The organism is Shewanella sp. SP1S2-4 (genome assembly GCF_031932075.1).
Lineage (GTDB): Bacteria > Pseudomonadota > Gammaproteobacteria > Enterobacterales > Shewanellaceae > Shewanella > Shewanella baltica.
The window spans coordinates 332659-358609 of the sequence record NZ_JAUOET010000001.1; the positions used below are offsets into that span (position 1 = coordinate 332659).

Genomic DNA, 25951 nt, shown 5'->3' on the forward strand with positions numbered 1-25951 from the left:
GTACCTCGACTTAGAAGTCAGGATCCCAATCCACTAAAATCTGTTTACCTTGCAGGTCCACCGTTTTGATGAACTGCTCAGGGACAAAGGGGATCATACGTTCCACTTTGCCGAAACTATCTTTAGCGTTGGCTTTAACGAGTAATACGTCGTTCGATCCTGTTTCCACGATCTGATCGACAATCCCCATGTTATAGCCAGTTGTATTGACCACTTCGCAACCGATGAGATCACGCCAGTAGAATTCATCTGCTGGCAAATCGTTCATCTGTTCCGGCAAAATCGCAATCTCACAATTTGTGAGCATTTGCGCTTGCTCCCGTGTTTCTACGCCATCAAGTAAGGCAACAACGGCCTTGCCTTGATAACGCCACTGGGTGACCTTTATTTCGCGCCACTCACCATTTTCTTTAATAAGCCAAGGCGAGTAGTCAAAGATACCTTCAACAGAATCGGTATAGGCGGTGATTTTCAGCCAACCTTTAATGCCATGACAGGAGCCTAATTTCCCCAGTACGACTGGCTGTTGGTTACTGCTCATCAATCTATACCTTAACGCTATTAAGCAGTTGCTTTACGAGCGTCTTTGATCAATTTTGCTACGCGTTCTGTAGCAGCTGCACCGTTAGAAACCCAGTGCTCAACGCGAGCAAGGTCTAAACGTAATGTTTCTTCTTGGCCACGGGCCAATGGGTTGAAGAAACCTACACGCTCAATGAAACGACCGTCACGAGCGTTACGGCTATCAGCAACAACGATGTTGTAAAATGGACGCTTTTTTGCGCCGCCACGAGCTAAACGAATGGTAACCATGCGTTTTCAATCCTCTAATGATTTGCTTTGAAGCAAAAATAAAAACTGGAACCCCGTGTTCGCGAAGAGTCCCAGATAGAAAGCCGGAAGATTTTACCTGAGTTTCCAACTAATGCAACCAAAGATGGCGATTATTACGCCTGCGTCCTTCGTTAGCGGTTCATTGTTACCAGAGTCAACCGACTGATAAAGTGCTAGGTTTAACTAAAAATGTCCGATTAACGGCCTGGAAATTTCATTCCAGGCGGCATCATGCCACGCATTCCGCGCATCATTTTTTGCATGCCGCCCTTAGCAGACATTTTTTTCATCATCTTTTGCATTTGCGTAAACTGTTTCAATAAACGGTTTACGTCTTGGATTTGCGTGCCAGAACCCGCAGCAATACGACGCTTGCGTGAGCCCTTGATTAAATCAGGGTTCTTACGCTCTTTGGACGTCATCGAATTAATGATGGCTTCCATTTGGCCTGTCATCTTGCCGTCTTGGATTTGCGCTAAGGCTTCTGGGGGCAATTGACCCACACCGGGCAGTTTTTCCAGCATGTTCATCATGCCGCCCATGTTTTTCATTTGCTGTAACTGCTCACGGAAATCTTCTAAATCGAAACTGCCACCCTGCTTCACTTTCGAAGCCAGTTTCATGGCCTTTTCTTTATCGACGCCGCGCTCAACTTCTTCGATCAGCGATAACACATCGCCCATACCCAAAATACGCGAGGCAATACGATCGGGATGGAACGGTTCTAACGCGTCGGTCTTTTCACCGACACCGAGGAATTTAATCGGCTTGCCGGTAATATGGCGAATCGATAACGCTGCACCACCACGTGCATCACCATCGACTTTGGTTAAGATAACCCCTGTCAGTGGCAAAGCTTCGTTAAACGCCTTAGCCGTATTCGCCGCATCTTGACCTGTCATAGCATCCACAACGAACAAGGTCTCAATAGGCTTGACCGCAGCGTGTAAGCCTTTGATCTCGTCCATCATGGCTTCGTCGACGTGCAGACGACCTGCGGTATCGAGGATCACCACATCGATGAACTTTAATTTAGCGTGGGCAATCGCCGCTTTCGCAATGTCGATTGGCTTTTGGCTGACGTCCGATGGGAAAAACTCCACCGCGACTTCTTGCGCTAACGTCTCAAGCTGTTTAATCGCCGCTGGGCGGTAAACGTCAGCACTGACCACTAATACCGATTTTTTATGGCGTTCACGTAAAAATTTACCCAGTTTGGCCACACTGGTGGTTTTACCCGCACCTTGCAAACCCGCCATCATGATCACGGCTGGCGGCTGAGTGGCTAAATCTAAGGCCTCATTCGCCTCACCCATGGATTTTTCAAGTTCACTTTGAACTATCTTAATGAAGGCTTGACCAGGGCTTAAGCTTTTAGAGACTTCTTGGCCAACGGCACGTTCTTTTACATTATTAACGAATTCGCGCACCACAGGCAGGGCAACATCGGCCTCCAGCAGTGCCATACGCACTTCGCGCAGGGTTTCCTTAACGTTTTCTTCAGTTAAGCGACCACGGCCACTGATATTTTTCAGTGTGCGTGACAGTCTGTCGGTTAGGTTCTCAAACATCGTCCTGTTCTATACCTTTAAGAATCTCGATTGATGGGCTGTATTATAACGATGCATGCGCATTATGCTACTGCTGCACCCATCTTGATTGTGGTTAAGTGTTTTACTTGCGCTGAGTCATGTTTTATTGTCGTTAACACACTATTTAACCCTAACAATAAGAATCTGCTAAATTTTGCAACTCATGTCACTGCCCATTTGCCGACGGCTCATGTTATTCTAGGGAAAATATTGATCTGTATGCCCCGTTTATAAGGCACCTTTAACTACACAAATAGGTTAATTACCCATGGTCATCTTTTCTGCCTCAGCCATGTTTTTTTATTGCATTGCATTGGTACTAGTGACGAGTCGATTGTTCCACCCCGACGGTCCGAATCGCCGCGCCGTCGCAGGTATAGCAGCTATTGCGGTCATTCTGCATGCTGCAGCATTATCCCAAGTGATTTTCACCACCGATGGGCAAAACTTTAGCCTGACGAACGTGATTTCCTTAGTAAACTGGATTATCGCTTTCACTTTTACAATATTAATGTTCAGGCTGAAGGTGATTGTCGTAGTGCCCGTGGTTTACGCCTGCTCTGTGCTCTCGGTCGCCCTACTCTGGTTATTGCCGCCTAAGTTCATCACGCATTTTGAGCTTTATCCTGAAGTATTAGCCCACGTCGTATTGTCACTCATGGCCTACAGTGCTCTGATGATTGCCGCCCTGTATGCGATACAACTGGCGATGATCCAAAATAAGCTGAAGAAAAAGCAATTTATGCTGAGCCCTGGCATTCCGCCACTGATGACAGTTGAGAAGCAACTTTATCATTTAGTGATTATCGGCGTTATCTTGCTCAGTTTATCACTCGCAACCGGCTTTATCTTCCTTGAAGACATGTTCGCCGATGGCAAAGGTCATAAGGCAATCCTGTCGATAATGGCTTGGTTTGTATACATAACTATGTTGTGGCAACAGTATTGGGTCGGCTGTAAAATTCGTACCGCAGTCATTTACACTTTGACTGGCGCCACCTTACTTTCGCTCGCTTATTTTGGCGCGCGCATTGTCAAAGAGTTAATCCTCAACTAAACATTTAAGTCGGCAAAGGCAGTTAATGCCGCTGCCGACTTGACACTTTTTTTAAATGTCGGTATTTACTTAAGTTTACTGGCCATATTGGAGCCTTTTTTGGACGCTATATCGACAAGCGCACTCCTGATCGTTTTACTAGTGCTTATCCTATTCTCTGCCTATTTCTCAGGCTCAGAAACCGCCATGATGACACTCAACCGCTACCGTCTACGCCACTTAGCCAGTAATGGCCATAAAGGGGCGATTAGAGCTTTGAAGTTGCTTGAGCGTCCTGACCGTTTGATTGGTTTGATCTTAATCGGCAACAACTTAGTCAATATTTTAGCATCGGCTATCGCCACTATTATTGGTATGCGCCTCTGGGGGGACTTAGGTGTCGCCATCGCTACCGGTGTGCTGACACTCGTTGTATTGGTATTTGCTGAAGTCACCCCCAAAACCATCGCCGCACTCAATCCCGAACGTATCGCCTTCCCCTCCAGCATACTGCTGCGTTGGTTGTTGATCCTATTAGCGCCCTTAGTGAAAGGCGTTAACCTCATCACGTCAGGTTTTTTACGTTTGATGGGGATAAAAACCGTCAATAGTAGCGATGCGTTGAGCCAAGAAGAGTTACGCACTGTCGTACATGAAGCTGGGGCACTTATCCCCCAACGTCACCAAGAAATGCTGTTATCTATCCTAGATTTAGAGAAAGTCACTGTTGAAGATATTATGGTGCCGCGCTCGGATATCTACGGGATTAACGTCAATGACGAATTTAAAGTCATCAATCGTCAGGTGATCCAAAGCCCGCACACCCGAGTGCTAGTGTATCGCGACACAGTTGACGATGCGGTGGGCTTTATTCATTTGCGCGATGCCCTGCGACTACAATCGAAAGAACAATTCAGCAAGTCATCTCTGCTGCGCGCAGTGAAAGAACTCTATTTTGTGCCAGAAGGTACGCCGCTCAATGTACAGCTGGCTAACTTCCAACAGAACAAAGAGCGTATCGGCTTAGTGGTTGATGAATATGGTGATATTCAAGGTCTGGTAACGCTCGAAGATATTCTCGAAGAGATTGTCGGCGACTTTACCACCTCAATGTTAACCACGCCGAGTGAAGATATTAAAGTGCAGCAAGATGGCAGTTACTTAGTCGATGCCAGCATTACCATTCGTGATTTGAATAAAGAAATGAAGTGGAACTTCCCGACCGACGGCCCTAAAACCCTCAACGGTCTGATCCTAGAATACCTAGAGGAAATCCCCTCAGCGAATACCAGTTTACGTTTAGCTGGGTATCCCTTAGAGATCATCGATGTGGCTGAAAATATGATTAAAACCGTGCGTATTATACCGCTGCATTATCACCCGCCTAGAGCTTAGCTTTCGATTTTCCCCATAAAAAATCGGCCGAACCACATACTAATATGTCGTTCGGCCGACTGCTCCCCCGAGCAATACTTTTCCCAAGTGATGTAACGAGTTAAATCTTTTTCGCCTCAAGTGCGCGGCGCTTTTCAATCGCCATCGGCGTTATCTGGGCATTGAGCGCCTTTTCTAGGCCCAACATAAAATACACTTCCGCCATCAAGAAGAATGGCCCAATTAATAACTGATTCAAATCATCTACAAAGGCAGGCTTGGCTTTTTCATATTGATGGCCGATTAGCTGAAACACCCAGCCCACCACAAATACCCCTAGGGCAAGCCAAGTGGCACCGGCGATATGTGCCGCCCATTCAGTCGTGAGCAGCACAGGAACCATAAATAAGATCAGCCCCATTGAAAGCCTTAAGTGCAAACGGACATAGTAGGCCGACACTAACACGCCGACAATCACGGCTAAACTGGTCTCACCCAGACTGCCAAGCGGAATACGTACAGTGGCCAGCAACAGGAAAGCAGACCAAATAATCAGTGGGATACCAATAAAATGGGTCTGAATATTACGCTGATTTAAGTGCACACTTTTGTAGGTCGATAACTGCTCTGCGGCGGATTTCATTCTGGGTTCCTCTTCATTTTCCCCTGCTCTTGCCTGCGCCAAATTGCGAGGTGCGCAAGCCATAAACTAACGTAAAACAATTAAGCTGAACAGCAAAAGTAAATAAATTGTTGCATTAACTGATTTGGCACTTATTTTGATACCCATCCATAAATGAAAAAAGGAACCCTGAGGTTCCTTCTTGATAGACGACAAACACAAAACTCGGGTTTATTGAGACTCTATGATTACCGTCGCAATCGCATAGGATTTTTCATCGGCAATAGAGATATGCCCAACCGTCGCTTTAAGCTGCTGTAAGCGCGTAAGCGCCCCTTCAGTAAAGTGAATCGTCGGCGCACCATCCTCATTGTTGCCAATGTGAATATGCTGAAACGACACGCCGCGGCCAATACCCGTACCGAGCGCTTTGGCTGCAGCTTCTTTGGCGGCAAAACGCTTGGCAAGATAACGGCTTGGCTGACTATGGGCAATATAAATGGCCAACTCAGCCTCGGTCAGCACACGTTTCGCCAGCTTGTCACCTGCGCGCGCCACATGCGCCTGAATACGCTCAATCTCGACGATATCTGTGCCTAGGCCGACAATCGCCATTACTCGCCTCGACGACCTTCAAGCATTAACACTTTCATGTCCTTCACTGCTGTCGCTAAACCGTCAATCGCGGCACGGGCGACAATCGCATGACCGATATTGAGTTCATATAACTCAGGAATCGCCGCAATCGGTTTCACGTTGTGATAATGCAAACCATGACCCGCGTTAACCACTAAACCTTTGCCATGGGCGTATTTGGCCATTTCGCTAATACGCGCTAACTCAGTGGCTTCTTCTGCTTCCGTTTTCGCATCGGCATAACAGCCAGTATGGATTTCGATAAGCGGTGCGCCAGCGGCAACAGCGGCATCGATTTGGGTTTTATCGGCATCAATAAATAAGGAAACTTGAATGCCCTCAGCGGCTAAACGAGTGACCGCAGCAGTGATTTTATCTAACTGCCCCGCCACATCTAAACCGCCTTCAGTCGTGACTTCTTGGCGCTTTTCTGGCACTAAACAAACATAGGTCGGCTTAATGTCACAGGCGATGTTAAGCATTTCCTCAGTCACTGCACATTCAAAATTCATGCGGGTTTTCAAGGTTTTTGCCAGCAAATATACATCGCGGTCTATGATGTGGCGTCTGTCTTCACGCAAATGGATAGTGATGCCATCGGCGCCAGCATGTTCAGCAACGGCGGCGGCATGCACAGGATCAGGATAACTGGTGCCACGGGCTTGGCGCAGAGTAGCAATATGGTCGATATTCACGCCCAATAAGATACGGCTCATCGGGAACTCCTTAATGTTTAACGCTGATATTGCGGCCTATTGTACTTAGGCTCACGCTAAAAAACAGGAGCTAGGGCGAATTATTCCCATCTATCTTAGTTGGTACGGCAGTGCTGACGAACAATTGTCGACTCAGTAGAGGTTTCGTACCAAGTAATGGTGTTAACAGGGAGCGCATCAGCAACTTAGCGCTTAAAAAATGTGCGTCGGTGAGTTGATTATCGTTAAGCGCCGTCAACATTGCGCCTTGATAGGCGTTACGCGCACGGGAGTTGAGCACAAATTGAAAGCCTAACTCAGGCACGAGCTGGTAATAATCTTCAGCAACCAGTGGTTCGCCCTGAGTATCGCGGCTAAGCGAAGGCATAAAACCTAATTCCCGCAGCAAGGCGAGCTCAATATAACGCAGTTGGGATTGGCAAAACTTCGCGGCAAGGCCGACTAAGGCTTGATGATAAATGAGGAATAACTCTTCAGCGTTGTGCTGCACAGACAAAGTGCGAACCAATAACTCATTGATATACATGCCAGCAAACAAACTTTGGCCCGATAGAGGCACAGCAGGTGCAGCGGCTTCGACTTGGGTTAAGGTTTTTAATTCAGACTTACCGCTAAATTCGAAGATCAGCGGTTGAAAGGGCTGGAGAATACTCTTGATAGAGCGCTTACCGCTGCCGGTTCGGGCAACCACATCGACCCGTCCAATGCCGTCAACTAAGAGGTTAACTAAGACACTGGACTCTCGATACGGACGATGATGCAGAACATAGCCACGTTTCATCGGTAAGCGCGCTCGCTGGAATTAATGCTTAATCGTCGCCGTAACCTAAGCTACGCAGGGCGCGTTCATCATCGGCCCAACCAGATTTCACTTTCACCCACACTTCAAGGAAGACTTTATTATCAAACAAGGTTTCCATGTCTAAGCGGGCTTGAGTCGCAATAGTGCGAATACGTTCGCCCTTGCTACCGATCACCATACGTTTTTGACCTTCACGCTCGACGAGGATCAGGGCATTGATTTGATAAACGCCATTTTCCATCATCTTAAACTGTTCGATCTCAACCGTGGCATCATAGGGTAATTCATCACCTAGGAAGCGCATCAGTTTTTCACGCACAATTTCCGACGCCATAAAACGTTGCGAACGGTCAGTAACATAATCTTCAGGGAAGAAGAAAGGTCCTTCAGGAATCGATGCCGCTGCCAGCTCTAAAATTCGCTGGACGTTAGTACCCTTGCTGGCTGAAATTGGCAAAATTTCATCGAAAGGATATTTTTTGGCGACTTCTTCCAAATACGGGAACAGTGATTCTTTGTCTTTGATATTATCGACTTTGTTGATCGCCAGAATCGTCTGACGCTCTTCGCCGCCACGGCGTAACTTGCTGAGCACCATCTCATCATCGGCGGTCCACGTCATGCCATCGACCACGAAAATGACCATAGCGACATCGGCAAGTGAACTGGCCGCCGCGCGGTTCATCAGGCGGTTAATCGCCCGCTGCTCTTCAATGTGCAAACCCGGTGTATCGATAAACACGATTTGCTTAGGACCATCGGTATGAATACCCATGATACGGTGGCGCGTCGTTTGCGGTTTTTTAGAAGTAATACTCACCTTCTGGCCAAGCAAACGATTGATTAACGTCGATTTACCGACGTTAGGGCGACCAATGATCGCCACCATGCCGCAATAAGTGACATCGTAATGGGCCGACGGCGTTGGCGCGGCCGCATTCATCCTTGCCAGTAACTCATCTAAACTCGGCTCAGTTGCCGCTTTTGCAGCATCGATACCTGACAAGTCTGTTTTTTTGGTCATTTCTTTAGTAACTCCAATACTTGAGCGGCCGCGATTTGCTCGGCTTTACGGCGTGAACTCGCCACACCAATGACGCTTTGGCTCAAGTCTTCAATACGACATTCAACGGTAAATGTCTGATCGTGGGCATCGCCTTCTATGTTGATTACTTGGTAATCAGGCAGCGGCTTTTTAAACCCTTGTAAATGTTCTTGCAGTAAGGTTTTTGCGTCTTTCTGGCTGATCCCGGGTTGAATTTCGGCCAAACGCTCGGCATACCATTTCAGCAGTAATGCACGACAAACTTCGAGATCGGAATCAAGGTAAACGGCGCCAATAATGGCTTCAACCGCATCGGCAAGAATCGACTCGCGTCTAAATCCACCACTTTTTAATTCACCAGGACCTAGATACAAATAATCGCCGAGCTTAAATTCTTGGGCGATGATCGTTAAGGTATCACCGCGCACTAAGGTAGCGCGCATCCGGCTTAAATCGCCTTCGGTCGCCTTCGGAAACTGATGATATAAAGCATCAGAAATCACAATAGATAAAATTGAATCACCTAAAAACTCTAAGCGTTCATTGTGTTTATTTGCCGCACTTCTGTGGGTCAACGCTTGAGTCAACAGCTCAATATTCTTGAACTCATAACTTAAAGTACGACACAAACGTGGCAAATTTTTAATCGGTTCCATGCTATTTAATTCCACCTACACGCTCAAAACGCACGCCGCTCGGTACCCAAGTTGGGAGGAAGTCGGCTTTTGAACGGTCAAATTCAAAACTAATCCAAATCGCTACCGCTTTACCAACAAGGTTTTCTTCTGGCACAAAGCCCCAGAAACGACTGTCGGTGCTGTTATCGCGGTTATCACCCATGGCAAAGTAATGGCCTTCAGGCACTAAAAACTCACCCGCGGGTAAATTACCTTCGCGCTTAAAATATCCCAGCATGTCGGGACGACTTGGGTTGATCAAAATATCGTGGGCGACTTCGCCCAGTTGCTCCGTGTAACGCAGTAATGGCACGCCATCTTGGCTGTAATCACCACGACTGATTTCAGTGCGGGCGATAACTTGTGGTTCTGGGCAATCTGTTTGCTCAACGCCACAGGCCTTCTGGATCATCAACTGCTTGTTACGGTAAATAATTCTATCACCCGGTAAACCGACAACACGTTTGATGTAGTCAATTTGCGGATTTTCAGGGTATTTAAACACGATCACATCACCGCGTTTTGGCTCGCCGGTTTCAACCAGTTTAGTGCGCCATACAGGATCTTTAAGCCCATAACTGAATTTTTCCACCAGAATGAAGTCACCTACTAAGAGGGTTGGCATCATAGAACCCGATGGGATTTGAAATGGCTCATATATGAATGAACGCAGAATCAACACAAAGGCAATCACAGGGAAAATAGAGTGCGCGGTTTCGACTATGGTCGACTCACGGATGATTTGGTACTCAGCTTCTTCGGTTAACGTCGCTTGCGAGGCCTTGGCTAACGCTAAACTCTCACGACGCTTAGGGGCGAATGCGAGCACGTCGACTAACCAAATAAGTCCCGAGATCAGGGTGATTAGCACTAGAATAATGGAAAAATACGCTGCCATTGCTTATTGAACTCCTGCTTTAAAATCATTTAAAGGTGCCTAACTCAGCGAATATCATACTTTAGTTAACTTACCGTATTCGACCTTGGTAAACCAAAGTGATAAACCAATACGATAACCTAACTAAAGCGCCGCAAACAGCGGCGCAATAGTCAACTAAATGGTCATTTCTTATGCTAACGATTACTCGTTTAGCTTAAGTACCGCTAAGAATGCCTCCTGTGGCACCTCAACGTTACCCACTTGCTTCATCCGTTTCTTACCCTCTTTTTGTTTATTTAAGAGTTTTTTCTTACGAGAAACGTCGCCGCCATAACATTTAGCCGTTACGTCTTTACGCAAGGCTTTCACGGTTGAACGAGCAATAATTTGACTGCCCACAGCCGCTTGAATCGCGATATCAAACATCTGACGCGGGATCAGCTCTTTCATCTTATCGACTAAGGCTAAACCACGGTGACGAATGTTAGATCTATGGATAACCATAGCCAAGGCATCGACTCTGTCGCCGTTGATGAGAATATCTAAACGCACCATGTCAGCGGGATCGAAACGAATAAAGTTATATTCGAGTGATGCATAGCCACGGCTAGTGGATTTCAAACGGTCGAAGAAGTCCATGACCACTTCCGCCATTGGCAGATGATACGTCACAGCCACTTGGTTACCGTGGTAAACCATGTTCACTTGCGTGCCACGTTTTTCAATACACAAGGTAATCACGTTACCTAAGTATTCTTTTGGCACTAAAATGTTGGCCTCAACAATCGGCTCACGCATTTCTTCGATGTTGTTAATCGCTGGTAAATCAGACGGGTTATCGACGTAAATCGTTTCACCGTTGGTCATCACCACTTCGTACACTACGGTTGGCGCAGTAGTGATCAACTCTAGGTTGTATTCACGCTCTAAACGCTCTTGGACGATTTCCATGTGCAGCAGGCCTAAATAGCCAATGCGGAAACCAAAACCGAGTGCCGATGAACTTTCAGGTTCAAAGAATAATGACGCATCGTTCAGGCTGAGTTTGTTCAGCGCATCACGGAAGTTTTCATATTCGTCGGTAGAAATAGGGAATACGCCAGCGTATACCTGAGGCTTCACTTTCTTAAAACCAGGTAACGGCTTTTCTGCACCGTTTTTGGCCAAAGTTAATGTATCGCCCACAGGCGCGCCGTGAATTTCTTTCAGACCCGCAATCACAAAGCCTACTTCACCGGTTTTAAGCTCGGTTTTATCAGTTTGTTTTGGGGTGAAAATACCGACGCGATCCGCAGTGTGGTTTTGTCCAGTAGACATTACCTTAAACTTGTCACCTTTTTTCAGGCTACCGTGTTTAATTCGCACTAACGACACTACGCCTAGGTAGTTATCAAACCAAGAATCGATGATCAAGGCTTGCAATGGTGCGTTAGGATCGCCTTCTGGCGGTGGAATTTTGGCAACAATGACTTCTAAAACCTCGTCGACACCGACACCGGTTTTAGCCGAACAACGCACAGCATCCATGGCATCGATACCGACGATATCTTCAATCTCGGCAGCAACACGTTCTGGATCGGCTTGTGGTAAGTCAATCTTGTTTAAAATAGGTACCACATCTAGATTCATATCCAGCGCGGTGTAACAGTTTGCCAGTGTCTGAGCTTCAACGCCCTGACCCGCATCAACCACCAGCAAAGCGCCTTCACAGGCTGCTAATGAGCGCGAGACCTCGTAGGAGAAGTCAACGTGACCTGGGGTATCAATAAAGTTGAGTTGATAGACTAGGCCATCTTTGGCTTTGTAATCCAAAGTGACACTTTGTGCCTTAATCGTAATACCACGCTCACGTTCTAGATCCATCGAATCTAAAACTTGAGCATCCATTTCACGGTCGGTTAAACCGCCACAAACCTGAATAAGACGATCTGATAGCGTCGATTTACCATGGTCGATATGGGCAATAATTGAGAAGTTTCTAATTTGTTTCATTATGCTGCAATGACTAATACTGAAAATGGATACGGTTCAAAGGAGCGAAATTGTACCTGATTGCGGTTTCAATACCAATCACATTCACTCCGACTTAAGACAGACAGATAAAACAACGCCCAAAACCGCAGTTAGCTGTTTTTTAATTAAAAATAAGGCACTGAAATTATTAAGTTAATTCTTGCAAATTGATGCTCATACCCAAATAGGCCAAAATCACAGGTTGAGCATCGACTTCTAAGCGTTTGGCCTGTTGCTTACCAAAAGACCATGCAAGCAAGGCACCAACGGCCGCAAAGCCCATGGCACCTAGGTTAGGATTAAACTCAAGTAACTGGCCTAAAAATTGTCCTAATGCTGCGCCAACAAACAAACCAAACAGCGGCATTAAATAGATTAATGCCGCCGCTTTGAGGATCACGCTCTCGGGAAGTCCTAATTTTAGTAACTCACCCGCCTCGCAGCGGCGGTCACTCTGGATCGAAAATTGCTGAGTTTTCGAGGAAAAAGCCTGAGCCACAGCAGAGGTCCCGCAAGACTCGCTGTTACTGCAGCTCTTGCAGGTACTCTTAAGTTCGACTTCAACCGTCAACCAGCCTTGGCTATCACTGGCGACGACTCTGGCAATTTCTTCCATCATAATCGGCGTCCTACTCTAGCGTCAGACTTTTAGCAATGCGTGCTAGGGTTTGTGTCGGCACTTTACCGACTGCAACCACTTCGGCATTACCGACTTTTTCTGAAACTAGCGACAAGCCGTTACGAGTAATTAATTCTTCGGGCAATGGACTCGCCCCAGCTCGCGCAACATAAACTGAAATATTTGCCAGTCCATCGGTCAGTGCTATGTATTCCACCGCTTCGTGACTGCCAATTAATCTATGGTGGTCGCGCACTACCACAGTAAAGCCCGCGGGTAACCAAGCAAATTGCCAATTTTGGCCGTCTTGGCGCTCGGCCTGATCGATTACCGCTGGCCACTCTTGCTTATAGGCCTCTTGCAAAATGGCTGGCGGCTCGCTGAATTCGATAAGTTCAATCACCATGATCTGCTCAAGTAATTGCTTATCTTGAGTCAGCATGTCGTATCGCAGCGGCAGAAAGGTTTCCATATCGAGCCAAATTTGAAAGCCATAACGGAATTCATCATTGGGCAACAGGCGGATCATTTGCCCCGGGCGCCCAGCAATACGGGTGCGACCACCAAGCACAAACTGATAACCCACTTCTAAATCCGCCATATTGGCAGAAAAAGCGGCAGGCCAAACACCTTGAATATGATTAGAAACAATACTGTATGCAGGCTCGTCGTGCTCAATAAAGGTAACACGATTGCCAACACGCACAGCATTTTTGGGTGGACCGTTAAGGTATTCTAGAAAGGCAACTTCTTGATTATTCACCTTACCGTGCAGGTAAACCAAAGGCCGAATATGATCGGCCTGAAGTTGAATAATCGATGCTTTAAACTCTTTCTCTCGTAAGGCCTGACTCATTTTCTCGAGCCAAACTTTGGCAGGCATATCTTCCTGCGCCATAGCAGGAAAGACCAAGGCTAATAAAGCCAACAGGATTAGACGCAAGCTAACTCCTCGTTATTGATTGACCGGAACGGGTACGACCTCGGTATTGTCCTCTACAACCGCACCGGTATTCAATCGTTGTTGCAACATATGATCTTGGATATAAGTATTAATTCGGCGACGCTGCTCGTTCACCTGATCATTGGTATAGCCTTGGTTCTGTTGAACTGGCCCCGTTTGTAAGCTCACAGGTGATGCGCTACCAATCAACGGCCTGGTTATCAAAACGGGCGATGGTGACGCGGCATCATCGGCGCTCTGATTGTAATTCTGCACACCCACAATCGCAAACATGGCAACTGTCGCAGCAATGGCATATTGACCAAATTGCTTAAACAAAGGTACGACGCGGCTTTGCTGCGCATTGGCGGCAATTTGCGGCGTAACAGGTGACGCCTGATGCTTAGGTGCAACTATCGCAGGCTCAAGCTCAATGGCGGCAGCAATGCTAGCAGAAAGATCTAACACAATATTCTGTGGCAATTCGCCACGCATGGCATCGCCTATCATATGATAGTTATGCCATTTATCATGTGAATGTGTATCAGCAGATAACTCTGCCATGGTCTGCGCATCAGTCTCTCCATCGACTGCGGCAGATACCCATTCTTGACCTAATTTATCCATTTTTCACCTGTCTAAATATAAGGGGTTCTTAAAATAAGAATTTAGGCTTCCAGCAACGGCTGGAGCTTTTTATCGATTGCTTCTCGAGCTCGGAAGATACGCGATCTTACGGTCCCTACGGGGCAATCCATGACTATGGCGATATCTTCGTAACTCATACCATCGAGTTCACGCAACGAGATAGCCATTCGTAATTCTTCAGGCAGTGTCTCTAAGGTATCGAAAATCACTTTTTTGATTTCATCCGATAACATGAGCCGTTCTGGGGAGGCGAACTCCTTCAGCGCATCACTACCTTCATAATATTCGGCATCTTCAGCATCAACATCATTCGCGGGCGCTCTACGCCCCTGTGATACGAGATAATTCTTCGCAGTGTTTACTGCGATGCGGTACAACCAAGTATAAAATGCACTTTCACCGCGAAAGTTTGGCAAAGCTCGATAAGCTTTGATAAACGCTTCCTGTGCGACATCGGCAACGTCCGCTTGGTTCCGTACATAACGGGATATCAAGCTAATGACTTTACTTTGATATTTAAGCACTAACAGGTTAAAAGCGTTTTTATCACCTTGTTGTACGCGCTCAACTAATTGTTGATCACTTAATTGTCCACTCATCCGAGCCGACTTCTCCTAAATCTAAAATGCTGATTTCTCAGTCGCTCGAATCATATTCACTTAAGTAGACTCGCGTACTTTGAAAAAGTTCTGAAATTATATAAAAAAAGTAAGGTTAAAAGGAAAGTACCCATAATCCGTGAGTTGGTTTACCATAGATGGCACTCTCAAGTCACATCATGATACCCGATGAAACAAGTAGTTGAACACCAATCTGACATATTAGTCATAGGTAGCGGTGCCGCAGGTCTGACACTAGCTTTGCATCTTGCTGAAAAAGCAAAAGTAATTCTGCTTTCAAAAGGCCCACTCTCGGAAGGGTCGACTTACTACGCCCAAGGCGGTATCGCCTCCGTCTTCGACGAAAGTGACACTATCGAATCCCATGTTGCAGACACATTAATTGCAGGTGCGGGTTTATGCGACAAAGACGTCGTCACCTTTACCGCTGAAAATGCTAAGAGTGCAATGCAATGGCTGATCGAATGTGGCGTCGCCTTCGATAAAGAAGAAACCACAGACGGCAATGCAAAAGATGCACCTTACCATTTAACCCGTGAAGGCGGCCATAGCCACAGACGTATTTTGCACGCTGCCGATGCCACAGGCAAAGAAGTGCAAACCACGCTACAAGAGCGTGCACTCGCCCACCCCAATATCCAAGTTTTAGAACGCTATAACGCCATCGACCTTATCACCACCCGTAAGTTAAATCGCCCAGGAAATCGAGTGTTGGGCGCTTATGTGTGGAATCGCAACGAAGAACACGTCGAAACCGTTAAGGCCAAGTTTGTTGCGTTAGCGACCGGCGGTAGTTCTAAAGTTTATCAATATACCTCTAACCCCGATGTCGCTAGCGGCGATGGTATTGCCATGGCGTGGCGTGCAGGTTGCCGAGTGGCGAATATGGAGTTCAACCAATTCCATCCGACGTGTTTGTACCATGCCGATGCGCGCAACTTCTTACTCACCGAAGCCCTGCGTGGTGAAGGGGCGTATCTGCGTCGTCCTGACGGCAGCCGTTTTATGCCGGACTTTGATGAACGTGCTGAACTCGCCCCACGTGACATTGTTGCTCGCGCTATCGACTATGAGATGAAACGTCTGGGTGCCGATTGTGTGTATCTGGATATCAGCCATAAAGATGCTGACTTTGTGATGAAGCATTTCCCGACCATCTATAGCCGCTGCTTAGAGCTGGGGATTGATATCACTAAAGATGCTATCCCTGTCGTGCCTGCGGCTCACTACACCTGCGGTGGCGTGATGACAGATATGCACGGTCAAACGGATCTCAACGGCCTCTATGCCATTGGTGAAGTCGCCTATACCGGTTTACATGGCGCCAATCGTCTTGCGAGTAACTCGCTACTCGAATGTTTAGTGTTTGCCCGTGCGGCATCACAGGACATAGAAAGCCAACTGCATAAAATTCAAATCCCGGGACAAATTCCCGCATGGGATGAAAGTAAAGTCTCTAACTCGGACGAAGAAGTGGTCATCGCCCATAACTGGCACGAACTGCGGTTATTCATGTGGGACTACGTTGGGATTGTGCGCTCGGATAAACGTCTGGAACGAGCACTACGCCGCTGCCTGATGTTACAGCAAGAAATTCAAGAGTATTACAGTAACTTCAGAGTCAGCAATAACTTGCTCGAATTACGTAACTTAGTGCAAGTGGCCGAGTTGATTATTCGCTGTGCCATGGAGCGTAAAGAAAGCCGTGGTTTGCATTTTAATATCGATCACCCTGAGAAATTAGACGCGCCGCGCCCAACAATTTTACTACCAGAAAAGTAACTGCTTATGTGTTTATAGGCTTAGGTTCTTATTTGGCTTGCTGAAAACAGACTAAACCTCGTTATGAGGTTTAGTATGTTTTATTTTAGCCCGCAGTAACAGCCGACATAAATGCCGATAGTCAGTATCGTCTAACATATCCGCCCAAACCATCAAGAGCCGCAACTGAGTATCCACTTCGATATACATCAAACATACAAAGGGTGTCACCCAAGTGCGCTTTAATACCTGAAAGTGCTCCCCCGTTGATAAACGTCCCTCACCTTTATCACTCAGCACAAAATCTAAACGCCACTGCTGCAGTCGCCACAACTGCGACAGCAAGAAGATACAAACCAGCGCGATAAACAGATATTTAAGCAGGGATAAGGCGAAATTATCACTTTGAGGCCAGAACAAAAATGAGCTAGAACAGACACAAATAAAAACGACCAACGAAAGTCGCTGGTCGAAGGAGGCTTTTACACTGAAACTATGGTGCCGGTCTTCCACGGACTTTTACTATCATACGAGCCAGTTCAGTGTCAGGACACACTTCATGGCCCATAAACCAAGCAAACAATTCAGGATCTTCACATTCTAACAAACGGATAAACACGGTTTTATCTTCATCAGACATTTCTTGATAGAAGTTTTCAACAAAAGGTTGAAACAAGACATCTAATTCCAGCATCCCGCGGCGGCATGCCCAGCGAACCCTTGCGATGTTCATTAATTCCAAGGTATTTCTCCCAACACAGATTTGGCATTAGTCTATCAGTTCAGTGACTAAAGTGTCGATTAACCCTTAACATTGGCTCACAAAATTAGCATTGTTTTACTTGCATATCGCGTCCCGCAAAGAGATCGCTGAAATCTGTGTCCAACAAACGCTTTACCGCAGGGTGTTGGATCATACGCTCGGCAAACATCACATGGTATTCCTCTTTCACATCGGTGGTTTCACCGAGCAAATTCATCCCATGGGAAATCACTTCTTGGCGATAAATCGACGGCGTGACAAAAATCCCCCGTTTAAGGTAACCAAAGGCCTTCATCATGGCCGCATCGTCGAACTCACCCAAGATACTGACTTTAAGATTTTGCTCATCAAACCAGCGATATAATTGCTGTCCAAGCGAAGTTCTGCGGCCGGGGATCAATAGCTGGCCTTGCTCTAAACAAGCAGGAAAATCAGCGCTATAAGTATCAGCGGAGAAAAAACTCACACCACACTCGCCCAATTTTTTAGATAAGATTTCAGGATACTTAAGTGATTCTCCGGCGCAATCGGAGAGGATCATATCCAATTTATGCTCGCGCAAACGTGCCATTAAGCTTTCGTGAGTCGCCTCATAGCAAGCTAAATGCATAGAGCTGTCATTGGGGACGACGGATAATAAGACACGACTGACTAAGGCTTTAGACAAAGCATCGGCGATCCCTACTTCAAAAAGCATGGCATCATCTTTTTGATAGTTAAGTAAATCGAGCATTTCATAGCTAAGACTAAACATCTTATCTGCGTAGCGAAATACTAACTCACCTAACTCAGTGGCTTCCAGTGTCCGCCCTACTCGCTTGAATAAACGACCGTTCAACCTGTCTTCTAGGGCACGAATTTGCCCCGTTATCGTTTGCGGCGTTAAACAGAGGGCTTCGGCCGCCTTAGCAACCGAACCCTTTTTCTTAATCATCCAAAAATAATACAGGTGGTTGTAATTCAAATGCAGCATGCTCATCCAGTGTGAATCGTCCCTCATACGCCCAAGGCGCTGAGGGATAAAAACCTATTGTTATAAATCAGTTTATTGCAAACGCTGGCAATCAAGCAAGTTAGTGACTATGCCTTGTAATTGCTCCAAATCAGTCGCATTACCCAGACTTACCGCTTCAGTGACACCTGAGACTAAAACATGACGTTCAGGAATACGTTCAGCGCAATAGGTCCGATTTGCCTCTTGGAAACGTTTACCACCACGGTATTTAAGCGCCCTCGATTCATAACCATTGGTTTCTAATCTCGCCCCTAAGGAATCAGATTTAAACATCAGAGCGCCATCCACTATCCCTTCAAGATAGCTTTGGCAAGTCTGAGAGTTCGCATCCTGATTACAGGCCGCTATTTGTGATGCCATTGCGGCTGTCGATAGACATAAGAGTGTTGCCATTCCCATTAATTTCAACTTTATCATAGTTATACTCCTTTATTAGGTAACACTTTTGATAACCAGAAATACCCGACTAACGCCGCCATAATCGAACCGATTAAGGTTCCGAGGCGCGCTAAGTCACCGTACATAGGATCTGCATGTTCAAAGGCTAACGACGCAATAAACATGGACATAGTAAAACCAATACCGCACATGGCCGCGACAGGGGCAATTTGCTTCCAACTTACGCCATCGGGTAACTGAGCCAGTTTGAGTTTCACCGCAATATAGCTAAACACCATCACACCAATAGGCTTGCCTAACATCAGGCCCAGTGCAATACCAACGGGGACAGGAGAAATTAACGTCTCCAAATTCATATTACCGACATAAACCCCCGCATTGGCAAAAGCGAACACTGGCAGAATGAAGAAGGTGCTCCAAGGGTGCAAACTGTGCTCTAAGCCTTCCGAAGGTGAGCTGCCATCCTTTGCCCGTAATGGAATACAGAAAGCGATGATGACGCCAGCCAGAGTCGCATGCACTCCAGACTTAAGTACGGCGACCCAAAGGATTAATCCTAAAATGCCATAAGGTAAAAGTGAGGTGACCCCTTTGCGGTTTAACCCAACCAAGCCCGCAATCGCTAAACTGGCAATCACTAAACTGATGGTTGACAGGTCGGTGCTGTAGAACAGCGCGATAATCACTATGACACCTAAGTCATCGATAATCGCTAAAGCAAGTAAGAAGACTTTCAGCGAAACGGGAACGCGGCTCCCAAGCAGCGCCATAATACCTAAAGCAAACGCAATATCCGTCGCGGCAGGAATCGCCCAGCCCGCTTGCGTGACAGGATCGCCATAGTTAAACAGTAAGTACACCCCAGCAGGGACTAACATGCCGCCAATGGCTGCAAAGGTAGGCAGAGAGGCTTGAGCAACACTCGATAAGGCACCTTCGAGTAACTCACGTTTAACTTCTAAACCAATAAGTAAAAAGAATACAGCCATCAGGCCATCGTTGATCCACAGAATTAGCGGCTTATGAATATCGAGCTCGCCAATTTTAACTTGTACGTCAGTGCCTAAAAAGCCTTGATAAAGTCCAGATAAAGGGGAATTGGCCATCAGCATAGCTAAGGCAACAGCAACCAATAATAGGATACCGCCAGCCGATTCTTGGCTCAGAAAATTTCTAATTGCTTTTTCCATCGTGCACTCCTAAAAATCATAATGAATTGAGTGTAGACGAATTGTAACAACAAATATAATCGTAAGTTTCGACCTAACACCTCGGTTATTCCGAGGTATTGGTCGAAAAAATGCACGTTACACGGCGACAGGTGCTTTGATATGGGGATGTGGAGCGTAGTTTGTTAGCTCGAAATCGTCGAATTGATAATCAAAAATTGATTCAGGTTTACGTAAAATCGTCATGGTTGGCAATGGCATTGGCTCACGACTTAACTGCAATGCCGTTTGTTCCATATGGTTTGAATATAAATGGGTATCACCACCGGTCCACACGAAATCACCTAAGGCCAAGTCACATTGCTGGGCCACCATCATAGTCAACAAAGCATAACTGGCAATGTTAAATGGTAAACCTAGAAACACATCACAGCTGCGCTGATACAGCTGACAAGATAATTTACCATCAGCCACATAAAACTGGAAAAACGCATGGCACGGCGCCAAGGCCATTTTATCCAGCTCGCCCACGTTCCACGCAGAAACGATAAGGCGGCGAGAATCAGGCTGAGATTTTATCTGGGCAATAACTTGTGAAATCTGATCGATAGCATCGCCACTCTGGGTTGGCCAGCTGCGCCACTGGGCACCATAAACCGGCCCTAAATCGCCATTTTCATCGGCCCATTCATCCCAAATACTGACCTTGTTTTCGCGTAAATAGGCAACGTTAGTTTCACCCTTCAGGAACCACAGCAATTCGTGGATGATAGAGCGCATGTGGCATTTCTTGGTGCTTACCAAAGGAAAACCTTTGCTCAAATCGAAGCGCATTTGATAGCCAAATACAGAGCGAGTCCCCGTACCTGTGCGATCCGATTTATCCACACCTTCGGCTAAGATGTGCTTCATTAAGTCTAAATACTGTTTCATTGCTGCTTACCTTGCTTACGAAAAATCAAGTACAAACCGATTAACACCATAGGGATAGACAGTATCTGCCCCATAGTCATCAATCCCCAGTAGAGTCCCAACTGTGCATCGGGTTGTCTCACCGTTTCAACCATAATACGGAAAATACCGTAACCAACTAAGAACATACCAGAGACGGCACCGACTTTATCGGTACGTTTACTAAACCAGTAAAGTAATAGGAATAGCGCCACACCTTCAAGTGCAAATTGGTACAACTGGGAAGGATGACGCGGTTCGGGTCCTCCTGTTGGAAATACCATTCCCCATGGCACGTCTGTGGTTCTGCCCCAGAGTTCACCATTAATAAAGTTACCAATACGTCCTGCGCCTAAACCGATAGGCACCACAGGTGCCACCATATCGGCGACCGCAAAGAAGGTGCGCTTTTGTTTCAACGCGATATAAATCATCGCCGCTATCACGCCCATCAAACCTCCATGGAAGGACATGCCGCCTTCGGAGATTTTAAACAAATACATAGGGCTGGCGAGGAAATAATCGAAATGATAAAAAAGCACATAACCGACACGCCCGCCCAATATCACCCCAAGAAAACCATAAAAGAGTAAATCTGACACTTGCTCCCGCGACCATACGCCACAGGAGCGGTCAGCTTGTCGATTGAGCAACCACATAGCCGCAACAAATCCGACTAAATAGGTAAAACCATACCAACGCAGTGCAGGTTCAAAGGTTTGTCCAAACAGATTAAAGGGTCCAAATGATACGATCACGGGATCGATATTGGGGAAACTCAACGCCATAACACATCCATTAGCAGCCTCAAATAGAGGTAAACATAAAAACTAGGTCAGAATTAATTTAAGGCCGACACACAGCAATAACAGTGCAAATATCTTTTTAAGTACCGATGTTGGCCAAGTGCTTGCCGCTTTCACGCCAACGGGCGCCATCAGGACAGAAGTGATCACTAAACCAAACAAGGCGGGTAAATAGATAAAACCTAAGGTGCCGTAGGGCAACTCGGGCGCATTAAAGCCCGCGATGATATAGCCTAAACTGCCCGAGAGGGAGATCAACAAGCCCGTCGCCGCCGAAAAACCAACGGCGTAACGCATCTGCAAGCCAAAGAAGGTTAAAAACGGCACTAACAATACCCCGCCGCCTATGCCCATCAGTCCTGCGATCATCGCAACTAACGCGGCCACAACAAATAATATCGGCGCGCTGGGTAGCTCACGATTCGATTCAGCTTTAAAGGGATACGCCATCTGAATCGACATCAACACCACAAATATCGCAAAGCCCTGCTGCAAAGCGGCAGCGGAGATACGTTCGGCAATAAAACCTGAGGTTAATGCTCCAAGAATAATCCCAGGCAACATAGTCTTGAATAAATCCCAAGGAATATTTCCACGCTTATGGTGCGCTCGCGTCGATGAGATAGAAGTGAGAATAATGGCCGCCAGCGAAGTGGCAATCGCAATATGGGGTAATTGGGCAGAAGTAATCCCAACGGAAGGCAGAATATAAAGCAGCGCAGGCACTACAATCAAGCCGCCACCGATACCTAATAACCCTGCCATAAAGCCGACAAATGCGCCTAAAGCTAAGCAAATAAAAAACACCGACAACAAACTATCCACACGAGTACCTACAGCGTGATAAATTGAGGGCCTTAGCTTAAAGCAAAAGACGACATTAGTTAATTAAGAATTGTTGAGAGACCTTGCTGGTTTAAATATTCTTTAACCAGCTCCCGCACTTGAAAGCCGTTTGATAGGCTCAAGGCTTGAGCGAGCAATTGATCTAAATCGGCCCGTGCGACACGGCGCAATAGATAATTGATCCGCGCTAAACTGCCCTGATTCATACTCAATTGATCGTATCCCATGGCCACCAACAAAATGGCGCCCATAGGCTCGCCCGCTAACTCGCCACAAATACTGATATCAAGCTTATGATATCGACAATCTAAGTGAGCCTGATGCAAAGCCCGCAGTATTCCCGGATGATAACTGTCGAATAATGAGCTCACCCGCGGATTGTTACGGTCAACCGCAAGCAAATACTGGGTTAAGTCATTACTGCCAACGGAGACAAAATCCACCCGTTTTGCCACATCATCCAATTGATACAACATAGCCGGCACTTCGAGCATAATGCCGATGCGTGGCATCACTATGTTGCTGTTTACATCGTTCTTAAGTTCAACATAGGCTTGCTGCAGATATTCTAAGGATTGATCGATTTCATCTAAGTTACTGACCATGGGCAGTAAAATACTTAATTGCTTACCATCGCCACCTGCCTGCAACATGGCCCGTAACTGCACCAAAAATAACTCAGGATGATCCAGCGACAAACGGATCCCACGCCAACCAAGGAAAGGATTGTCTTCTTTAATCGGGAAATACGGCAAAGGTTTATCACCGCCAACATCCAAAGTGCGCATCACCACAGGTCGACCAGAGGCCGCCGACAAGACCTGTTGATACACTTTCACTTGCTCAGATTCACTCGGAAAACGTTGTTGCAGCATAAAAGGGATTTCGGTGCGATATAGTCCAATCCCGTCGGCACCTTCGGCAATTTCCGAAGCCACGCCGCTGAGTAAGCCCGCATTTAAATACAAACGAATACGTGAGCCGTCGAGGGTAACAGAAGGCAGTGCTAATTCTTGAGCATACTGGCGTTGCAGCGCTTTTTGCGCCGAAATTAAGCTGCGATACTCGCCGACAATAGCAGGGGATGGCGATACCAATAGCTGGCCACGACTTGCGTTTACCACTAAGAGCTTTTGGTCAATATTGGCGGATAACAGTTGTTCTACACCAGTAATGGCCGGCACACCTAAGGCGCGGGCTAAAATAGCGGCATGGGAGTTTACCCCGCCAAGCTCAGTGACAATCCCCGCGAGTTTCTGTCTTGGAAACTCAGCCAACATAGTCGCATCGGCTTCGCGGGTAATTAAAATAACAGGTTTATCGGGTTCAAGCTCTAAACGCTCTGGCTCAATCAGCTGGCGTAATACTTTTTGGCCTAAGTCGCGGATATCGCTTGCTCGCTCCTTAAGATAAGGATCTTCCATCGCCAAAAATTGCTGAATGTAACGCAAGGACACTCGGCTCACCGCCGTTTCAGCAGCCCAACCTAATTGCACCTCACGGGCGTATTCCCCCCCTAAACTGGCGTCATCAAGTAATAGCTGTAATGCATTGAAAATAGAGACTACTTCGTCATCTTGCTCACGATCAAACCGCTGAGATAAAGCGCCAATCGCTTCTTTACAGCGCACCATAGCCGTTGTTAAACGGCTCGATTCATAGGCAATATCGTCAGAGCGCACGTCGGGCTGCTCAAGGGGAATTTCTCCACCAAGCACAAAAGCATAGGCAATGGCGATACCATTCGACGCCGACGTACCTTGAAATAGAATTTGTTGGTGGTGGGAACTGACTTGAGCTTTTTGTTTTAAACCGCGCACCGCCATCGCTAACTGGGCGGCGAGCGTCATCAGGAAGGCCTCTTCGCCTTCACTGAATTGACGGGCACTCGCCTGCTGTACCACTATCACCCCGACCACGGCTTTCTGGTAGATGATAGGTACAGCTAAAAAGGCACGGTATTCTTCTTCGGCAACTTCAGGGAAAAGTTTAAATCTGGGGTGAAGCCTCGCATCCGCTAGGTTAACGGCCTCTTCTCGCTGGGCAGCAAGTCCCACTAAACCTTCGGTCAGCGGCATACGTACCCGACCAACGGCGCTTTTTTCAAGACCGTCGGTTGCAGATAACACCAGTTCTTGCTCTTCTAGGATATAGATGGAGCAACATTGGGTTTCCATCGCCGCTTTAGTCGATGAGACTAAGACTTCTAGTGCGGTTTCCAAACTGTGGGCAGATGCCACAGCCTGAGTAATATCCCTAAGCGTATTTAACACTGTTTTCAATCCTCTTTTGAAAATCAGCCCGTTGTTTTTTGCCTTCCCCGTTTCCTAGGTATTTCTAGGGTCTGGAATGACAATGCCGTTACCGCAAACTCTTTCATCACCTTACGATAAACATCACGCTTAAATGACACGACTTGCCGCACAGGATACCAATAACTTACCCAGCGCCAATCGTCAAATTCAGGATGCCCAGAGGAACTTAAATTAATCGCACTATCTTGGCTTTTCAGTTGTAACAGAAACCACTTTTGTTTTTGCCCAATACACACAGGTTTACTGTCTTGCCTGACTAAACGCTTTGGCAAACGATAGCGTAACCAAGAACGGGTCGAGGTTAGGATATGCACGTGTTCGGGTCTTAGGCCCACTTCTTCATATAACTCACGGTACATTGCCTCTTCTGCTGTCTCGCCATCATCGACACCACCTTGAGGAAATTGCCATGAGTGTTGACCGAAGCGTCTGGCCCACATGACTTGGCCATATCTGTTACAAATTATAATGCCCACATTTGCGCGAAAGCCGTCGCTATCAATCACATGGACTCCAAATCACATTAAATTTTAATAAACTGATTGTTTCATAAAGCTAGTCTCTCAGCAAACCTCTATTTCACCCTAGACATTGGATAAAATCACACTTAAAAGACATTTATCAACAAAGCTAGGGGATGAAATGCGGGGATATCCACATTTTCTGTGGATATCTCTGTTTGAAACTCAGGTGAACTTGTTATAACGCTCAAAAAACATCTGTTTACCGCCATTTAAATAATTTAGAGTTAAAACTTAATTAAAATTAAATTCAACAACTTAAATAGATACCTTCATTTTAAAATGGCAAAAAAAACAATAAAGCTCATTATTTAACCAGCCAGAGGTATTTCTATAGTTCTCACAACA

At 46.5% G+C, this 25951-nt stretch carries 28 protein-coding genes; 3 read left to right on the top strand and 25 right to left on the bottom strand.

Annotation, left to right across the window (positions count from 1 at the left end; translation table 11 throughout):
- Nucleotides 1–10 precede the first annotated feature (10 nt).
- From rimM to ffh, 3 genes are all read right to left on the bottom strand, one after another.
- Nucleotides 11–541, bottom strand: a complete 531-nt coding sequence (rimM, locus tag Q4Q52_RS01485) for a ribosome maturation factor RimM (RefSeq protein WP_006080789.1) — start codon at nt 539–541, stop codon at nt 11–13.
- A 20-nt stretch (nt 542–561) separates the two neighbouring features.
- Entirely contained in the window at nt 562–813 is a 252-nt protein-coding gene (gene rpsP, locus Q4Q52_RS01490; protein ID WP_006080788.1) for a 30S ribosomal protein S16, read from the bottom strand.
- 218 nt (nt 814–1031) lie between these two features.
- Nucleotides 1032–2405 (bottom strand): signal recognition particle protein, encoded by a 1374-nt coding sequence (ffh, locus tag Q4Q52_RS01495; RefSeq protein WP_006080787.1) that lies wholly within the window; start codon nt 2403–2405, stop codon nt 1032–1034.
- Nucleotides 2406–2694: 289 nt separating this feature from the next.
- Here ffh and Q4Q52_RS01500 point away from each other — a divergent pair, with 289 nt between their 5' ends.
- Both Q4Q52_RS01500 and Q4Q52_RS01505 read left to right on the top strand, forming a co-directional pair.
- Nucleotides 2695–3483 (top strand): inner membrane protein YpjD, encoded by a 789-nt coding sequence (locus Q4Q52_RS01500; RefSeq protein WP_220592342.1) that lies wholly within the window; start codon nt 2695–2697, stop codon nt 3481–3483.
- A 99-nt stretch (nt 3484–3582) separates the two neighbouring features.
- Nucleotides 3583–4857, top strand: a complete 1275-nt coding sequence (locus tag Q4Q52_RS01505) for an HlyC/CorC family transporter (protein WP_106651789.1) — start codon at nt 3583–3585, stop codon at nt 4855–4857.
- A 100-nt stretch (nt 4858–4957) separates the two neighbouring features.
- Here Q4Q52_RS01505 and Q4Q52_RS01510 read toward each other — a convergent pair whose 3' ends face one another.
- From Q4Q52_RS01510 to rpoE, 12 genes are all read right to left on the bottom strand, one after another.
- Nucleotides 4958–5479 carry an Mpo1-like protein gene (locus Q4Q52_RS01510; protein ID WP_311905040.1) on the bottom strand — a complete coding sequence of 174 codons (522 nt, stop codon included), beginning with the start codon at nt 5477–5479 and terminating at the stop codon, nt 4958–4960.
- A 210-nt stretch (nt 5480–5689) separates the two neighbouring features.
- The gene (gene acpS, locus Q4Q52_RS01515; protein WP_259543807.1) at nt 5690–6073 is read right to left on the bottom strand and encodes a holo-ACP synthase; all 384 of its coding nucleotides are present in this window, start codon (nt 6071–6073) and stop codon (nt 5690–5692) included.
- Nucleotides 6073–6810, bottom strand: a complete 738-nt coding sequence (gene pdxJ / locus Q4Q52_RS01520) for a pyridoxine 5'-phosphate synthase (RefSeq protein WP_311905041.1) — start codon at nt 6808–6810, stop codon at nt 6073–6075. Before pdxJ ends, acpS begins: the two co-directional genes overlap by 1 nt.
- Nucleotides 6811–6880: 70 nt before the next feature.
- Nucleotides 6881–7591: a DNA repair protein RecO gene (recO, locus tag Q4Q52_RS01525; protein ID WP_220776556.1), complete on the bottom strand. Its 711-nt coding sequence runs from the start codon at nt 7589–7591 to the stop codon at nt 6881–6883.
- Nucleotides 7592–7619: 28 nt separating this feature from the next.
- Entirely contained in the window at nt 7620–8636 is a 1017-nt protein-coding gene (gene era / locus Q4Q52_RS01530; protein ID WP_006085067.1) for a GTPase Era, read from the bottom strand.
- Nucleotides 8633–9313 (bottom strand): ribonuclease III, encoded by a 681-nt coding sequence (rnc, locus tag Q4Q52_RS01535; RefSeq protein ID WP_006080779.1) that lies wholly within the window; start codon nt 9311–9313, stop codon nt 8633–8635. Before rnc ends, era begins: the two co-directional genes overlap by 4 nt.
- A gap of 1 nt (nt 9314) precedes the next feature.
- Complete coding sequence (lepB, locus tag Q4Q52_RS01540) at nt 9315–10232, bottom strand: signal peptidase I (protein WP_311905042.1); 918 nt, start codon at nt 10230–10232, stop codon at nt 9315–9317.
- 183 nt (nt 10233–10415) lie between these two features.
- Complete coding sequence (gene lepA / locus Q4Q52_RS01545) at nt 10416–12206, bottom strand: translation elongation factor 4 (protein ID WP_220592334.1); 1791 nt, start codon at nt 12204–12206, stop codon at nt 10416–10418.
- A 169-nt stretch (nt 12207–12375) separates the two neighbouring features.
- Nucleotides 12376–12846 (bottom strand): SoxR reducing system RseC family protein, encoded by a 471-nt coding sequence (locus Q4Q52_RS01550; protein ID WP_220776558.1) that lies wholly within the window; start codon nt 12844–12846, stop codon nt 12376–12378.
- A gap of 10 nt (nt 12847–12856) precedes the next feature.
- Entirely contained in the window at nt 12857–13789 is a 933-nt protein-coding gene (locus tag Q4Q52_RS01555) for a MucB/RseB C-terminal domain-containing protein (protein WP_311989666.1), read from the bottom strand.
- A gap of 12 nt (nt 13790–13801) precedes the next feature.
- Nucleotides 13802–14416, bottom strand: a complete 615-nt coding sequence (locus Q4Q52_RS01560; protein WP_107946833.1) for a sigma-E factor negative regulatory protein — start codon at nt 14414–14416, stop codon at nt 13802–13804.
- Between the two features lie 41 nt (nt 14417–14457).
- On the bottom strand, nt 14458–15036 hold the full coding sequence (gene rpoE, locus Q4Q52_RS01565) for an RNA polymerase sigma factor RpoE (RefSeq protein WP_106649852.1): 579 nt from the start codon (nt 15034–15036) through the stop codon (nt 14458–14460).
- A gap of 189 nt (nt 15037–15225) precedes the next feature.
- Here rpoE and nadB point away from each other — a divergent pair, with 189 nt between their 5' ends.
- Nucleotides 15226–16839 (top strand): L-aspartate oxidase, encoded by a 1614-nt coding sequence (nadB, locus tag Q4Q52_RS01570; RefSeq protein WP_168823426.1) that lies wholly within the window; start codon nt 15226–15228, stop codon nt 16837–16839.
- 51 nt (nt 16840–16890) lie between these two features.
- On the opposite strand, the gene Q4Q52_RS01575 is transcribed toward nadB, so the two are convergent.
- The 10 genes from Q4Q52_RS01575 to rppH all read right to left on the bottom strand — a co-directional run bounded on the left by Q4Q52_RS01575 (nt 16891) and on the right by rppH (nt 25588).
- Complete coding sequence (locus Q4Q52_RS01575; protein ID WP_259573931.1) at nt 16891–17331, bottom strand: protein YgfX; 441 nt, start codon at nt 17329–17331, stop codon at nt 16891–16893.
- Nucleotides 17312–17560, bottom strand: a complete 249-nt coding sequence (locus tag Q4Q52_RS01580; protein ID WP_106649849.1) for a succinate dehydrogenase assembly factor 2 — start codon at nt 17558–17560, stop codon at nt 17312–17314. The genes Q4Q52_RS01575 and Q4Q52_RS01580 overlap by 20 nt, the downstream gene beginning before the upstream one ends.
- An 85-nt stretch (nt 17561–17645) precedes the next feature.
- Nucleotides 17646–18554 (bottom strand): transcriptional activator NhaR, encoded by a 909-nt coding sequence (gene nhaR / locus Q4Q52_RS01585; RefSeq protein ID WP_311989667.1) that lies wholly within the window; start codon nt 18552–18554, stop codon nt 17646–17648.
- Nucleotides 18555–18626: 72 nt separating this feature from the next.
- Nucleotides 18627–19013: a hypothetical protein gene (locus Q4Q52_RS01590; RefSeq protein WP_311989668.1), complete on the bottom strand. Its 387-nt coding sequence runs from the start codon at nt 19011–19013 to the stop codon at nt 18627–18629.
- A gap of 2 nt (nt 19014–19015) precedes the next feature.
- Complete coding sequence (gene nhaA, locus Q4Q52_RS01595; protein WP_106649846.1) at nt 19016–20185, bottom strand: Na+/H+ antiporter NhaA; 1170 nt, start codon at nt 20183–20185, stop codon at nt 19016–19018.
- Nucleotides 20186–20302: 117 nt separating this feature from the next.
- The gene (gene thyA, locus Q4Q52_RS01600; RefSeq protein WP_259566324.1) at nt 20303–21097 is read right to left on the bottom strand and encodes a thymidylate synthase; all 795 of its coding nucleotides are present in this window, start codon (nt 21095–21097) and stop codon (nt 20303–20305) included.
- Nucleotides 21094–21903, bottom strand: a complete 810-nt coding sequence (gene lgt, locus Q4Q52_RS01605) for a prolipoprotein diacylglyceryl transferase (protein WP_311989669.1) — start codon at nt 21901–21903, stop codon at nt 21094–21096. Before lgt ends, thyA begins: the two co-directional genes overlap by 4 nt.
- Nucleotides 21904–21945: 42 nt before the next feature.
- Complete coding sequence (locus Q4Q52_RS01610) at nt 21946–22746, bottom strand: sulfite exporter TauE/SafE family protein (RefSeq protein WP_311989670.1); 801 nt, start codon at nt 22744–22746, stop codon at nt 21946–21948.
- Between the two features lie 59 nt (nt 22747–22805).
- Entirely contained in the window at nt 22806–25040 is a 2235-nt protein-coding gene (ptsP, locus tag Q4Q52_RS01615; protein WP_311989671.1) for a phosphoenolpyruvate--protein phosphotransferase, read from the bottom strand.
- A gap of 23 nt (nt 25041–25063) precedes the next feature.
- Nucleotides 25064–25588, bottom strand: coding sequence for an RNA pyrophosphohydrolase (gene rppH / locus Q4Q52_RS01620; protein WP_006080762.1), 525 nt, complete (start codon nt 25586–25588; stop codon nt 25064–25066).
- Nucleotides 25589–25951 lie beyond the last annotated feature (363 nt).

What these genes read in the sequence shown, in the direction of transcription:
- lepA (WP_220592334.1), bottom strand. Translation starts at nt 12,206, where the DNA reads ATGAAACAAATTAGAAACTTCTCAATTATTGCCCATATCGACCATGGT.
- ffh (WP_006080787.1), bottom strand. Translation starts at nt 2,405, where the DNA reads ATGTTTGAGAACCTAACCGACAGACTGTCACGCACACTGAAAAATATC.
- rnc (WP_006080779.1), bottom strand. Translation starts at nt 9,313, where the DNA reads ATGGAACCGATTAAAAATTTGCCACGTTTGTGTCGTACTTTAAGTTAT.
- acpS (WP_259543807.1), bottom strand. Translation starts at nt 6,073, where the DNA reads ATGGCGATTGTCGGCCTAGGCACAGATATCGTCGAGATTGAGCGTATT.
- Q4Q52_RS01590 (WP_311989668.1), bottom strand. Translation starts at nt 19,013, where the DNA reads ATGATAAAGTTGAAATTAATGGGAATGGCAACACTCTTATGTCTATCG.
- nadB (WP_168823426.1), top strand. Translation starts at nt 15,226, where the DNA reads ATGAAACAAGTAGTTGAACACCAATCTGACATATTAGTCATAGGTAGC.
- nhaA (WP_106649846.1), bottom strand. Translation starts at nt 20,185, where the DNA reads ATGGAAAAAGCAATTAGAAATTTTCTGAGCCAAGAATCGGCTGGCGGT.
- thyA (WP_259566324.1), bottom strand. Translation starts at nt 21,097, where the DNA reads ATGAAACAGTATTTAGACTTAATGAAGCACATCTTAGCCGAAGGTGTG.
- rpsP (WP_006080788.1), bottom strand. Translation starts at nt 813, where the DNA reads ATGGTTACCATTCGTTTAGCTCGTGGCGGCGCAAAAAAGCGTCCATTT.
- Q4Q52_RS01550 (WP_220776558.1), bottom strand. Translation starts at nt 12,846, where the DNA reads ATGATGGAAGAAATTGCCAGAGTCGTCGCCAGTGATAGCCAAGGCTGG.
- Q4Q52_RS01510 (WP_311905040.1), bottom strand. Translation starts at nt 5,479, where the DNA reads ATGAAATCCGCCGCAGAGCAGTTATCGACCTACAAAAGTGTGCACTTA.
- nhaR (WP_311989667.1), bottom strand. Translation starts at nt 18,554, where the DNA reads ATGCTGCATTTGAATTACAACCACCTGTATTATTTTTGGATGATTAAG.
- lepB (WP_311905042.1), bottom strand. Translation starts at nt 10,232, where the DNA reads ATGGCAGCGTATTTTTCCATTATTCTAGTGCTAATCACCCTGATCTCG.
- Q4Q52_RS01560 (WP_107946833.1), bottom strand. Translation starts at nt 14,416, where the DNA reads ATGGATAAATTAGGTCAAGAATGGGTATCTGCCGCAGTCGATGGAGAG.
- era (WP_006085067.1), bottom strand. Translation starts at nt 8,636, where the DNA reads ATGACCAAAAAAACAGACTTGTCAGGTATCGATGCTGCAAAAGCGGCA.
- pdxJ (WP_311905041.1), bottom strand. Translation starts at nt 6,810, where the DNA reads ATGAGCCGTATCTTATTGGGCGTGAATATCGACCATATTGCTACTCTG.
- rimM (WP_006080789.1), bottom strand. Translation starts at nt 541, where the DNA reads ATGAGCAGTAACCAACAGCCAGTCGTACTGGGGAAATTAGGCTCCTGT.
- Q4Q52_RS01500 (WP_220592342.1), top strand. Translation starts at nt 2,695, where the DNA reads ATGGTCATCTTTTCTGCCTCAGCCATGTTTTTTTATTGCATTGCATTG.
- rpoE (WP_106649852.1), bottom strand. Translation starts at nt 15,036, where the DNA reads ATGAGTGGACAATTAAGTGATCAACAATTAGTTGAGCGCGTACAACAA.
- lgt (WP_311989669.1), bottom strand. Translation starts at nt 21,903, where the DNA reads ATGGCGTTGAGTTTCCCCAATATCGATCCCGTGATCGTATCATTTGGA.
- recO (WP_220776556.1), bottom strand. Translation starts at nt 7,591, where the DNA reads ATGAAACGTGGCTATGTTCTGCATCATCGTCCGTATCGAGAGTCCAGT.